Here is a 14,098-nt window from a genome sequence, read left to right on the forward strand (position 1 = left end):
TCAAACTCCTACAGCTCCAACCAGCCTAAACACCAACCCGGCCGACTTTGCCGTGCCCGTGGGAGCAAGGAGGGCATCTTCGCTAGGACCCGCTTCCCCCAAGAAGAAGACCCCGAGACCATCTCCGATGATGACAAAGCACTACTGGCTCCGCCCTCTGTCTGCCGGGTCGACGCCAGTCAGCTGCGGCCGGCTGCCTGTATCGGCGGAGCGACGCATCGATCCGGCTCGCCACCACCCCACCAGGAAACCAACCACCAACGGGCTCAGTACGATCATGTTTCCGACCGGAGGCAGTCCCGTGAGCAGCTCCAGCTGCACCAGGATCAGCACCAGCGCGCCGCCGAGCAGCACGACGGCCAGGCTCGGGGCGATCAACCGCTGCCACAGCGTCTCCCCGCTTTGGCTCCGACCCAGGTAACGAATGACCGCGATGCTGGTGAGGACCTCCAGCGCGATCACGCCCACCAGCGTCGGGGTGTTGGTCCAGACAATGATCTGGGTGTACGGGTCCAGCGAGGTCGCTCCGAACACCGCCAGCGCCCCGACGACGAACGCGGTGTGTACATAGGCCGCGACGCTCGGGGTTCGGGTTCGACGGTCGGTACGGGCGAACACCTGCGGGATGAGCCCTTCGCGGCCGATCGAGAACAGGTAGCGGGTGCTGGCGTTGTGCACCGCCAGCACCCCGGCGACGAAGCTGGTGACGATCAGCACCTGCATTGCGGCAGTCATTGCCGCACCGACGTACTCGGTGTTCAAGGTGAAGATCAGTGTCGACGGGTCGTCGGCGAGCAGGCTCTCCAGCCGGCTCGGCCCGGCCGCCATCAGGATCGTCCATGAGACGAGGGTGAAGACCCCCGCCAGGATCAGGATCGACCCGTACGTGGCGCGAGGTACGGTACGCCGAGGATCCCGGGCCTCCTCGCTGTAGACGGCGGTCTGCTCGAAGCCGATGAACATCACGAACGTGAAGACAAACAGCACGCCGACTGTCGGTGTCGCCAGGTGCACCGGGTTGAAGCTGCCGAACGACAGCCCTTCATAGCCGCCGCGGGCCAGCACCGCGGCCGCCATCACGAACAGCACCCCCAGCTCGGCGAACAACAACACCGCCAGGATTCGGGCCCCGACACCAACCTCCAAGTACGACAGCGCCGCCACGACCAGTGTCAGCACGACCGCGCAGAGCTGCCAGGACACGTAGACGCCGGCGACCTCCGCCAACATCAGCGAGGCGAAGACACCTGACGCGGCGACGAAACCCACCTGGCCGACGGCGTACGCCACGTAGGCCATCGAAGCGGCGCCGGCGCCGGGGCGCCGGCCCAGCCCGACGGTGATGTACGCGTAGAACGCCCCGCTGTTACGCACGTGCCGACTCATCGCGGTGAAGCCGACCGCGAAGATCGCATAGACCACGCCCGCGATGACGTAGCCCGCCGGCACGATGACCCCACTGAAGTAGAACGCCAGCGCGACGAACCCGGCCATTCCGGTCAGTGGTGCTGCGGCGGAGACGACGAAGAAGATGAGCTCCCTGGCGCCCACCGCGTCGGCACGCAACTGCGCAGATGGTGCTCGACCGGCGAATCCCGCAGGTCCGGGCGGTCCGGGCGGCACCGTCCCGGGCTTCTGGTCGACCATGTTCCGCTCCCCTCAGGAGTCCGACAGATTCTCCTCATCGGACCGACTCTGGTCATCACCGAGCAGGCGGGCAGCCTCGTCCTCAGACATTTCGTCGAGTGCGGCCAGCATCGCCGCTTCCGCCAGGACCGCATGGTTGGCGATCGTGAAATCGCCGAATGCGCCGTCCGGTCGTATCCGCACACCCAGCGCATGGTTGGTGTCGACGAGAATCTGGTTGGCCAGCACCGAGTCGCCGCCAAGCTCGAAGAAGTTGTCCAACACCCCGATCGGTTCGATGCCCATCGCCTTCTGCCAGATCGCGGCAATCCGTTGCTCGATCCCGTTGCGGGGCGTCGTGTACGGCGAGCTGAGTTCGGGACGGGCCGAGAAACCTACTCCGATCGACCGCAGCGCGTCCGTCTCGGCGTTGGTCACCTCGGCGAGGAACGATCTGCCGACGTCCGACGGATAGAATTGCACCAGGTCACGCAGATCGAAGGGGAGCATCACGACCTGCGGTTGATCGGCGACCGCCAGGGTCTCCAGGGCGTCGAGCCCCACCTGTGGCGCAATCGCCGTGGCCGCGGTACGCAATTCCCGATCGAGCCCCGGGTCCCAGTCGCTGGCCATGCCGACCTCGGCCCATGGTCCCCAGTCCACCGACACCGCGGTGCTCCCGGCGGCGCTCCGATACCGGGCGAGCGCGTCAAGGAAACTGTTGGCCGCCGCGTAGTTCGCTTGACCGGGGGAGCCGAGCACCCCGGCCGCGCTGGCGAAGAGCACGAACCAATCGAGCGGATCGTCGCGGGTCAGCTGGTGCAGGTGCCAGCCGCCGAGCACCTTCGGGACGAGCACGTCGCGGACCGCCTGCGCGGTGAGCTCCAGCATCGCCTGGTTGCGAAGCACTCCGGCGGCGTGTATCACGCCACGCAACGGCCTGCCGTCCGCCCGTACGGAGTCGAGCACCGCCGCGAGTTGCTCGCGGTCAGCCACGTCGGCCCGGACCACCCGCAGATACGGACAACGCTGGAGCAGCGTCTCCGGCAGGTCCTCTGCCCGACCGGTACGCGACAACAGCACCAGGTGGCGGGCGCCGCGCTGCGCCAGCCGCATCGCGGCCTGAACGCCGAGGCCACCACTGCCGCCGGTGATCAGGTAGACCCCTTCGGGGTCGGGCACCAGCCGCCGGTAGTGGGCAGCCGCAACCGGCACGATCCGACGGACGAACCGTTCGGCACCGGCGTACCCGATCTCCATGTCGGTCCCGGGCGCGGTGAGTTCAGCGCGCAGCGCCGACACCGGATCGCCGTCCGGGTCGAGATCGACGCAGGCCACGTCGAGCAACGGATGCTCCAGCGGCACGGTACGCATCGCACCCCACACCATGGCACCGAACGGGTCGCTCACCGGTCGCCCGGGCAGTGACTGGGAGCCCCAGGTCACGAAGATGGTGCGGGGCATCACCCGCGCGGGCCGGAGCGCGACCGCACGTAGCAGGTTCAGCGCGGACTCCACGACACCGCTGACCATGTCGGCGTCGATCCCACCGTCGGCCTCGCCCGACTCGCTGGGCAGATGGATGATGCCAGTTGGCTGGAAGTCCAGCTCAGTGAGCAGATCGGCGATCCGCTCCGGGTCCGCGTCAGCCGGCACCGGACACAACGTCACTGTCGGCCCAGCGGCCTCGGCGAGCTGGTGGGCGACCCGCAGCCCGCAGCCGAGTGTCGGGTGCAGTACCAGCCAACGGGCCTCGGCTCGCGGTTGCGGGGTGACCGGCTGCACCCGCCAGTGCAGCTGGTAGTGGTGCAGCGGGATCGCCGCCGGCCGCGGCACGGCAAGCGGACGCAGCCGTAGTCCGAGCAGCTGCCCGGCGGGGCCACCCTCCCCGGTCACCAACTCGACATCGGCCACCAGGTCGCCGTCGACCTCACGCACCACGACCCGGCACCTGGCGACGGTCGCCGGATCGGACCAGAAGGTGACTTCGTCCACGCTGACCGGAACGGCCGGCGTACCACCGGCGGCCTGACGGGCCAGGCCCGTCGCGGCGATCGCGTGCAACGCCGAGTCCACCAGTCGCGCCCCGTGGGTCACCGGGTCAGCCGACGCGGTCAGTTCCGCGACCGCTTCGTCATACCCGGCGTGCACCTGTCGTAGCCCGCGGAAGCCGTCACCGTAGTTGAGCCCGCCGCGGGACAGCTCGGCGTACAACTGGGCGGTCGACACCTCGGTGGGGCAACGCGCGACAGCGTCAGCGAGGTTGGACACGGCGGGGGCGGGCTTGCCGGGCACGAGGAGCGCGCTAGCGCAGCGTTGCCAGTCGGCTGCGTCCGCACCAGCCGGACGGGCATGCACGGTGACCGTGGCCTGTTCCGGCCCTCGGATAGTCAGACCACACTGCACCACGACGGGCTCGTCGAGATTCAACGGGCTCAAGAAATCTACCCCAGTCAACGTCCACTGACCGGGCATCGTCGCAGCGGCGGCCGCGAACTGTACGAGATAGCCGGCCGCTGGAAAGATCGCCGCAGCACCGACGCGGTGGTCGGCCAGAGCCGGCAGCGAGGCGAGGCCGATGATCCGTTGCCAGACCCGAACGTTGTCCAGGTCAGCCAGCTCCAGCCGGTCACCGAGCAACGTCGCGCTGGTCCCGGCCCAGGTCACCTGGGGCGCCGGCTCCAGCCAGAACCGCTCGTGGTCCCACGGCGGCGGCGGCGTCGACACCACCTGACGACGGGTCGGAAAGCAGTGGTTCCAGTCGACCGGCACGCCGAGCTGGTAGAGATCGGCCGCGGTACGTAGCAGCGTCGAGTGGGCCTGCGCCACGCCACTCGCCGATGACAGGACGGTTGCACCGCTTCCCGCTGTCGATCGTCGCAGCGCGCCCTGCACCGACGGCACCGGACCGATCTCCAGCAGTACTCCGGGGTGGTCGGCGGTCAACTGCCGTACCGCGTCGGCGAACCGCACCCTCTCCCGCACGTTGGCCGCCCAGTGCTGCGCACCACAGAGCTGCCCGGCACTGACCGGGCCGCCCGTGACCGTCGAGTAGAACGGCACCGACGCCGGCCGGGTCTCCAGATCGGCACAGCCCGCCGCTACCTCGGCGGCGGCCGACGCCATCTGCCCGCTGTGGAAGGCGTACCGAGTCGCGAGGCGGTGGGTGTACACCCCGGATTCGTCCAGCTCGGCGGCGATGTCGTCGATCACACCCGAGGTACCGGAGAGCACAACGGTGTCGGGGGCGTTCACCGCCGCCACGGCTACCCGGCCGCCGTACCGGTCCTGGGCCGACTCCTCGTCGAGACCGACGACAAGCATCCCGCCATCACCGTCGCCACCGGCCTGGGCCATGCTGGTGCCCCGGAGAACCACCAGCCGCATCCCAGCGTCGAGCGACAGTATTCCGGCGACGACAGCGGCGGAGATCTCACCGACGCTGTGACCGACCACCGCAGCCGGCCGTACGCCGAGTGAGCGCCACAGCTCGGCCACCGCAAGCTGCACCGTGACGATCAGGATCTGTGCCACCGAGGTGTCGGTGACATCCACCTCCGCCTCCCCGGCGAGCACCGCCTCGATCGACCAGCCGAGCTGGTCGGCGACGGCGTCGTCACATCGACGGACGACCGAGCGGAACAGCGGTTCGGCCCGCATCAGGGCGACGGCGTCGGTGGGCAGCGCACTGCCCTGGCCCGAGAAGACGAAGCTCACCTCAGGCGGGCCAGCCGAGGCGGGCCCCGTTGCCCCGGCGTGCTCGAGCTGGTCGGCCAGTGCGGCCAGCTCCACTGCGAGCGCGGGCCCGTCTGCCGCCACCGCCACGGCGCGGTGCGCACGGCGGGTCTCGCGCCGGCAGGCCATCGTCGCGGCGAACCCGACCGGGTCGGCGCTGGTGGCGGCGTGGCGGGCGGCGGCACGGGCCAGCCGGAGCAGGCCCGACCGGCTCCGCGCGGCGAGCGGCACCACGACCAGGCCATTGTGGGCCGACGGCACCGGCGCACCGGGCGCACCGGTCAGTACCAGGTGGGCGTTGGTGCCGCCGAATCCGAAGCCGCTGACTCCCGCGCACCTGCCCGGTGCCGCCGCCGACGGGTCGGTGACCGGGTCGGCGGAGCCCGAGCTGGCGGGCCAGGGGCGCGCCGTGGCGGCCACCGTCAGGTTCAGCCGATCGAACGGAATCCGCGGATTCGGTTCGTCGGCGTGCAGACTCGGCGGGACGATCCCGTGGTGCAGCGCGAGGACGGTCTTGATGACACCGGCGACGCCGGCGGCCGCTTCCAGGTGCCCGATGTTGCCTTTGACAGAACCGATGAACGCCGGCCTGGCAGTGTCGCCGCCGCGGGCCTGGGCCAGTGCGGAGACCTCAATGGGATCACCGAGTGGGGTCCCTGTGCCGTGGCACTCGACGTACTCGGCTGCATCGGCGGGTAGGCCGGCGTCGGCGTACGCCGCGCGAAGGACGGCCCGCTGGGCGCCCGGGTTCGGAGCCGTCAGACCGTTCGAACCACCATCCTGGTTGACAGCGCTACCGCGTACCAGTGCGTAGATCCGGTCGCCGTCGGCCTGCGCGTCGGACAACCGCTTGAGCACCAGTACTCCACAGCCCTCACCCCGGCCGTACCCGTCGGCCGCCGCCGAGAACGGCTTGCACCGACCGTCTGGAGACAGCATCCCGGCTCGCAACAGGCTCAGCGACGGGCCGGGGCCGAGGATCAGATTCACTCCCCCGACGACCGCCCGGTCACATTCTCCGCTGCGCAGCGCGCCGACCGCGAGATGCACGCTGACCAGGGACGCTGAGCAGGCGGTGTCGACCGCGAGGCTGGGACCCCGCCAGTCGAAGGCGTAGGAGATCCGGTTCGCGGCGACCGCCGATGCGCTGCCGGTCGCGGTATGCCGGGTAGCCTGGCCCGGATCGGCCGACTGCCGGTACGCGTAGTCGCTGGTCGAGATGCCGACGAAGACCCCGGTACGGGAACCGCGCAGGTCGCCCGGCCGCTGCCCCGAGTCTTCCACGGCTTCCCAGCAGACCTCCAGCAGTAGCCGCTGCTGAGGATCCATGCGTAGCGCCTCATCGTGCCCGATGCCGAAGAACGCGGCGTCGAACCCGGCCACATCCGGCAGGAACCCGCCAGACAACGTGGACAGCTCCGGGTCGTCGGCGCCAGGCAGGCCGCGGAATCGCGCGACCGGCACCGGGCCTATCGCCTCCGATCCGTCCACCAGCAGATCCCAGAACGCCGCCGCGTCCGGCGCACCGGGCATCCGGCAGGCGAGCCCCACCACGGCCACCGGCTCCGACCGGTCGCCGCCGCGCGGAGCGACCGGCCGACCGGTGGATTCACTCGGGCCGGGACCGGTGACGGACGCGACGGTCATGACGAGCGCCCGGGCCAGATCCGCGACAGTTGGGTACTCGAAGAACACCGCCGGGTCGATCGGCTGAGCCCATCGCTGCTGCAACTGGCTGGCGAGTTCTGCGACCCGTACCGAGTCCAGGCCGTTGCCGGCGAACGTCGCCGTCCTGTCGATGTGTGACACCGACCGGCCGGACAGCGCGGCGATCCGCTCGACCAACCAATCCGCCAGCTCCTCAACCGATTCCGACGGCCCGTTCATCCGCCCTCGCCTCCTCGCCGGGGTCGTGGTCCTGGTACAACACGGTCATCTCACCCGCGTGCAGTGCAGCCGCAGTCGCTGCCCGGCGGAGCTTGCCGCTGGAGGTCTTCAGGACACTGCGTGGCGTGACCAGATGTACCGCCACCAGCGACACCTGGTGGTCCGTCAGCACTGCGGTCCGCACCGTCAGGGCAAGCTGCCGCAGCTGTTCACGATCACGGCTCGTCGCCTCCTGAATCACCTCGACGCCTTCACCCGATGGTGTGGTCACCGGCACGGCGACCCCGCCACCATTGCGCAGCCGGTCGTCGAGCTGCTGGACCGTCTCCTCTATGTCCTGTGGATAGACGTTGCGCCCCCGCACGATCAGCAGGTCCTTGCGGCGGCCAGTCACGTAGAGTTGGCCGCCGTGACGAAAGCCGAGGTCACCGGTGCGTAGGTACCGGGGGGCCGGGCCGACGACACCATCTGGGGTGAGCGGTCCGGGCCCGAACGCCGTCGCCGTTTCCTGCGGCTGACGCCAGTAACCGGTACTCAGGCTCGGTCCGTGGAACCAGATTTCGCCAACTCGTCCCTCGGGCAGTTCCCGGCCGCTGTCCGGGTCGACCACCCGTACGTCGTGGCCCGGCGGCAACGTCCCGCAACTGACCAGCTCACGGCCGGCTGAGTCGGGTGTCGGGCACTCGACCACCCGGCCGCTGGCCAACTCACCAGAATCGACCCGCAGCAACCGCTGCGGGTCGTCCCGCCGGGCACCGGTGATCAACAGCGACGCCTCGGCCATGCCATAACAGCCGACGACCGTACCCGGTCGCAGACCGGCCGGCGCGAAGGTCCGCTCGAACGACCGCAGCACCTCCGGATTGACCGGCTCGGCACCGTTGAACGCAACCTCCCAGCTCGACAGGTCGAGGCCGGCCGGATCGACGGCGCGGCGCAGGCAGAGTTGGTAGGCGAAGCTCGGTCCGCCGCTGATCGTCGCCGACACCCGGCTGATCAGCTGGAGCCACCGCGACGGCCGCTGGAGAAAGTGCAACGGGGACATCAGGTAGCCCGGCATGCCCCGGTACAGCGGGTACAGCACGGTGCCGATCAGGCCCATGTCGTGGTACATCGGCAGCCACGACACAACCGTGCCGCCGGTCGGGCGGCGCACGAACCAGTCCATCGCCGCCAGGTTGGCGAGCAGGTGCTCGTGCCGCAGCTGCACCCCTTTTGGTGCTCCGGTCGACCCGGAGGTGTACTGCAACAGGGCGAGCGAGTCGCCCCGCACCCGGCCACCGACGAACGGCTCCCCCGCGCCGGATGCCTCGCTGACCGACACCCAGGGCACCCCGCTCAGGCGCGGCTCGCCGCCGGCGGCCGCAGCGAATCCCAGGCACGCCGGGCTGGTCAGGATCAGCTCGGCCCGGCAGTCGGCGACCACGCGAGCGATGTTCGCCATCCCGGTCCGCGGCTGGGAGGGTGACGGTGGATAGACCGGCACCGCGACGACCCCGGCGAGCTGACAGCCAAAGAACGCCACCAGAAAGTCCAGTCCGGCTTCGAAGACCAGCACCACCCTCCCGCCGGCGAAGACTCGGCGGGACAGATGCCCGGCTACCTGCTGGGCTGCGGACGCCAACTGGCCGTACGTGATGGTCTGCTGCTCGGTCTCGCCGTCGGTGACGAAACCGTACGCGAGGTAGTCGCCCTGCCCCAGAGCACGTTCGGCCAGCAGCTCGGCCAGCGAGTCAGCCATCCCGGCCGTCCCGGCCAACGGTGCCCGAGCCGGTACCGGTACCGCCGACGTGCAGACGCCACAGTGACGCCGCGTCGAGAGCCCGCTGGGTACCGACCTCTTGCCGGGTGACCCCTTCGCGCTCCCACAGACGAGGGTAGGACTCGACCACCGGCGGTTCGACGTCCTCGACCCGGGTAACCGCCGCCAGTGCCTTCTCGATGTAGGGAGCCAGCGCGCGCTCCTTGCGTACCCGACGCTGCCCATGGCGCTCGGCGAACTCCGGCAGCACCTCACGCCCGAGCAGGTCCAGCGACTCGCAGATGTGTTCGTGCTCGTAGCGCCCGCCCTGTTGCAGCAGGATGAGTTGATCGACGCCGGCTGCCTCCAACTGGCTGAAGTGTTCCCGGACCCCGGCCGGGTCGTTCACCCCGCCCAGACCAGCCATCGGCTCCGGCTCGGCCCGCTGGAACTCCTCCCACAGATTCGTCTGGCCGGGTATGTGCGCTCCGAACCGGTAGTAGTGGGCCAACGCCCACTTGAAGAACTGCTGCCCCTCGAGGCCACGGGCGCGAGCCACCTCGGCATCACGGTGACACATCACGCCGGCCAGCATGGCGACATTCGGGTTGACGGTCTGCCCGATCGGGGCGCATTCCCGACGGAACGTCTCGTAGTACTCATTCACCCAGAAACGGGCCTCGCCAGCGTCCATGAAGGAGAAGGTCAACGCGCCGAGCCCCAGTCGGGCAGCCATCTTCAGCGTGTCCCGGTTGGTGCACGCCACCCAGATCGGCGGATGCGGCCGCTGCACCGGTTTGGGCACCACGTTACGAGCTGGCATGGTGAAGTACTTGCCCTGATGGCCCGGGTACGGAGTGGCGGACATCATCCGGGCGGCCTCGCGCACCCCCTCGGCCCACATTGCCCGCTTCTCGATGTAGTTGACCCGGAAGCCTTCCAACTCCAGCCGGGAACTGGACTCCCCGGTGCCCCACTCCACCCGGCCGCCGCTGACCAGGTCGAGCATGCTGATCCGCTCGGCCACCCGGGCTGGGTGGTTGTACGCGGGCGCCATCAGGGTGATTCCGTGGCCAAGCCTCATCCGGGTAGTGCGCTGGCTGACCGCAGCGAGGAACACTTCGGGTGCGGTCGAGTGGGAGTACTCCTCCAGGAAGTGGTGCTCCTGTGCCCAGGCGTAGTCGATGCCCGCCTGCTCACCCAGTTCCGCCCAGGTGAGCGCGTTGCCAATCAGCTCCTGTTCGCTGTCTGGCCGCCACGGTCGGGGCAGCTGGAGTTCAAAGAACATGCCGAACTGCATTGTCTTCCTCTCCCCGCGGCTCAGGACGCGACGCCGCACGTTCGGTGAGCAGGCTGGCCAGCAGCGCATCGATCTTGTCAGCCGGCATGTCGCCGACCAGGCGACGCACGCCCTCCTGTTCGTCGGTCAGCTGTTGGCGGCGATCCAGCCCTTGCTGGATCAGGGTCGCCAGATGATCCACCGTGGGCGACGCGAAGAGCTTCTGCAGCACCAGCTCCACCCCGTAGCGGTCGGACAGCCGGACCACGAGCTGCGCGGCGCGCACGGAGTTACCGCCCAGTTCGAAGAAGTCGTCGTACACACCGACCTCGGTGACCTGTAGGAACTCCTCGACAACCTGGGCGATCTCGGCTTCCAGTGGAGTCCGCGGCGCCTGGAAGGGCACCCCGGCGGATCGTGCGGCAGGGCCGGGGTCGGCCAGTGCCGCGCGATCCAGCTTGCCGGTCGCGGTCCGGGGCAACCCGGCGAGTACGACGAACCGCTCCGGTACCATGTAGGACGGAAGCAGCTCGCGAGCGCGCTGACGGACCGCAGAGGCCAGGGCGTCGCCCGACTCGGCGGCATCCGGCCGGGGCACCAGGTACACGACGAGGATCTGCCCATCGGGTACGCCCGGGTCGTCACGCATGTCGACCGCGCATTCAGCGACCGCCGGGTGCCCGGCACAGGCCGCCGCCACGTCCCCCAGTTCGATGCGGTATCCACGCAGTTTGACCTGCTCGTCACGCCGGCCCAGGAACTGCAGGGTGCCGTCCGGCCGGTAGCGGGCGTAGTCGCCGGTGCGGTACATCCGTTGCCCTGGCCGGTCGCTGAACGGGTCCGGCACGAACCGGTCGGCAGTCAGTCCCGGCTGGCCGGTATACCCCTGGGCGACCCCGGAGCCGGCGATGCACAACTCGCCGGCAGCGCCGACCGGCACCTGGCGCAGCTGTTCGTCAACCAGGTAGCAACGCACGTTCCGGATCGGCCGACCCAGTGCCACCGGTTCGCCGGGGCGCAACTCGGCGACGGTGGCCCAGACAGCTGCCTCGGTCGGCCCGTACTGGGTCCATGCCCGACGCTGGGTGGCGATCAGGTGCTCGGCCAGGTCGTCGCCGACCCGCTCGCCGCCGACCATCGCGTCGAGGTGGAGATCGGCCGCCGTACGGCGCAGAAGTTGCCAGGCCGTGCTGGTGGCCGACAGCCGGTTCACGCCAGCACCGACTAGCGCTGCGGCGAGGGCCTTCCCATCCGTGGTGTCCGTCTGGTCGACCAGGTGGACCCGCCCGCCCACCGACAGCGGGCCGAAGATCTCCGCGAACGAGGCGTCGAACGCCGGGGAGGCAACCGCGCCGAGGGCGACCTCGGTGTCGAACTGGTGCTCCTCTGCCAGTGAGAGGAGGAAGTTCACCGCCGCACGGTGGCTGACGGCAACGCCCTTGGGTGCGCCCGTCGACCCGGACGTGTAGATGAGGTACGCCGGGCTGTCCTCGTGGACGGCCGGTATCCCGGACGCCGGACCGCCCGCTGCGGCCGACTGGGTGGACTGGGCCGACGCCAACCGGACGACCGCACCGTCGCCGCCGGTGATCCGATCGGCCAGAGCGGTGTCATCGCAGATCAGTACCCGTGCGCCGGCGCGGCGGAGGGCGTCGGCGGTGCGTGCTTCGCTGTGCGCCGGGTCCAGCGGGAGGTAGCAGCCGCCGCTGCGGAGCACCGCCAACGCGGCTACCACGAGTTCGGCGCCGCGCGGTAGGCAGACCGCCACCGGATCCGCCACCGTGACACCGACCCCGATCAGCCGATGGGCCAGGACCGTCGCCCGCGCGTCCAACTCCGCGTACGTCAGCGTCGTCGCGGCGGTGCTCACCGCCGTCGCGTCCGGATCTCGCCGCAGCTGTTCGTCGACCAGGTCAGTGACGGTGGCCACCGGGATGGGTCGCACCGGCCCGGCGGACCAGCGGGTCAACTCGGCGCGTTCGCGTTCGGAGAGTAGGTCGAGCGAGTCCAGTGCCCGCTTCGGCTCATGCAACAGGGCTCGCACCGTGGCGATGAACCGCTCAGCGAGTCGGTCGCCGGTCACTGGGTCGAACAGATCCGTCCGGAAGACCAGACCGCCGTGCAGGTGGGGCTGCTCCCGAAGGTGCAGTTCGAGATCGGCGCGGGCGGTACGCCAACCGAGTTCGACGGGCTCTGCCGGCAGCCCGGCAAAGCCGGTGAGCGGTGTGCCCGGCTGCAGAACGAAGAGCACCGGTAGCGGCCCGGCGTGTGCCGCGCTACGCGGCAGGTCGAGTTGTTCGACCACCTGGTCGAAGGGGAGCCGCTGGTGCGCCAGTCCGGCCAGGGTGGTGGTCCGGACCTGGGCAAGGAAATCGCGGAACGTACCCCGCGCCGGGACAGTGCCGCGGAAGGCGACGGTGTTGGTGAAGTTGCCGATCAGATCACGGGTCTGCGGCAGGTCCCGCCCGGCGACGGCACCCCCGACCACGACGTCGTCCTGGCCGGTCGTCACGCTGATCATCACCTTCAACGCGGCCAGCAACACCATGTACGGGGTGGCGTTGTTCGACCGGGCGAACTCACGCACTGCGGCATCGAGCGCGGTATCGAACTCGACTGGGCGCCAGTCGCCGGCGTAGCTGAACTCGGGCGGTCGGGGCCGGTCGGCGGGCAGTTCGACCGGACGAAGCCCGGCTAGCTGGGACCGCCAGTAGTTCTGGTCCTCGACGACGTCGGGATCGTCGTCGTCCGGCTGCGGGACGACGACGTCGGCAAAGCGCGTCGGTAGTGGGACGAGCTGATCCGCTGGCCGGCCGGCGACCCGGGACGCGTACAGCTCACCGAGATCGCGCAGGGCTACCGTCAGCGCCCAGCCGTCGGCGATCAGGTGATGCACGACCAGCAGCAGCGCGTCACGGTCGGGCATCCGGTAGACGATCAACTTGGCCAGCGGCCCGGTGGTCAGGTCGATGGGTTCGTCGGCCGCCGCCTGGGCCCGCCGGACGAGTTCGGCGCGGCCGTGAGCGTCCGAGGCGGCGTCGACCACGACGACGGCGAGCCGAGGACGTGCCCCATCCTTCAGGACCTGTCGCGGCTCACCATCCTCGACCTCGATCACAGCGCGGAGGATGTCGTGACGCCGGGCCAGCCCGGACAGTGCGTCGTTAAGCGCCGCCAGCTCGATCTTGCGGTCGAGAATCAGGCAGTAGCTCAGGTTGAAGGCGGCGGATCCGGGGCGCAGCTGCTCCAGGAACCACAGTCGGCGTTGCGCCGGGGTCAGCGGCACCGGTCCGGTCGCCGTCATGTGTACCGGGTCGGACACCAGCGGGTCCTCGTGGCCCATGGCCCGCTGTTCCTCGGAGGCATGCGCGTCAGGCAACTGCCCGCCGGCCCGCCAGCGACGAAGCAGCGCGGCCTTCGCCGGGGACAGCCCCTCCTCCGATTCGGGGACGCTCATCAACAGCCTCCGTCAGGTGTTGTCGGTAACGGCGAAAGTCGCCTGTTCGGTCCGCCGCTCGGCACCGGCGGATCGTCTGCGGTCGTCCGGAGGCGGTGGCCGCCGCGAGCCGGCGACGGCCACCAGACCGGTCAGGCCGTGACCATGCGTTCCCGCAGCGAACGTGGCCGCATGTCGGTCCACACCTCGTCAACGTGCGCCAGGCAGTCTGCGCGGCTACCCTGGAATCCGGTCTGCCGCCATCCGGCGGGCGGCTGCCGGTCAGCCCACCAGATCGAGTACTGCTCCTCATCGTTGACGACGACGGCGTACGCCGTCGACTCGGTGTCGGTGTTCATCTCGCTCCCATCCGTGGGGTGGTCGATGCCAGGTC

Annotated in this window: 6 protein-coding genes; all 6 read right to left on the reverse strand. The window is 69.8% G+C overall.

The annotated features are described in order from the left end of the window. Positions 1–141: 141 nt before the first annotated feature. Entirely contained in the window at positions 142–1,566 is a 1,425-nt protein-coding gene (locus ACFHWT_RS17435) for an APC family permease (RefSeq protein ID WP_416595701.1), read from the reverse strand. A gap of 93 nt (positions 1,567–1,659) precedes the next feature. Continuing rightward, positions 1,660–7,248, reverse strand: a complete 5,589-nt coding sequence (locus ACFHWT_RS17440; RefSeq protein WP_416595702.1) for an SDR family NAD(P)-dependent oxidoreductase — start codon at positions 7,246–7,248, stop codon at positions 1,660–1,662. After that, positions 7,223–8,989, reverse strand: a complete 1,767-nt coding sequence (locus tag ACFHWT_RS17445; protein WP_416595703.1) for a fatty acyl-AMP ligase — start codon at positions 8,987–8,989, stop codon at positions 7,223–7,225. Before ACFHWT_RS17445 ends, ACFHWT_RS17440 begins: the two co-directional genes overlap by 26 nt. Next, positions 8,982–10,277 (reverse strand): LLM class flavin-dependent oxidoreductase, encoded by a 1,296-nt coding sequence (locus ACFHWT_RS17450; protein ID WP_416595704.1) that lies wholly within the window; start codon positions 10,275–10,277, stop codon positions 8,982–8,984. The genes ACFHWT_RS17445 and ACFHWT_RS17450 overlap by 8 nt, the downstream gene beginning before the upstream one ends. Then, entirely contained in the window at positions 10,267–13,725 is a 3,459-nt protein-coding gene (locus ACFHWT_RS17455) for a non-ribosomal peptide synthetase (RefSeq protein ID WP_416595706.1), read from the reverse strand. The genes ACFHWT_RS17450 and ACFHWT_RS17455 overlap by 11 nt, the downstream gene beginning before the upstream one ends. Before the next feature lie 131 nt (positions 13,726–13,856). Next, positions 13,857–14,063: an MbtH family protein gene (locus ACFHWT_RS17460; protein ID WP_416595708.1), complete on the reverse strand. Its 207-nt coding sequence runs from the start codon at positions 14,061–14,063 to the stop codon at positions 13,857–13,859. Positions 14,064–14,098 lie beyond the last annotated feature (35 nt).

This window comes from Micromonospora sp. LOL_021 (genome assembly GCF_048060215.1).
GTDB lineage: Bacteria > Actinomycetota > Actinomycetes > Mycobacteriales > Micromonosporaceae > Micromonospora_E.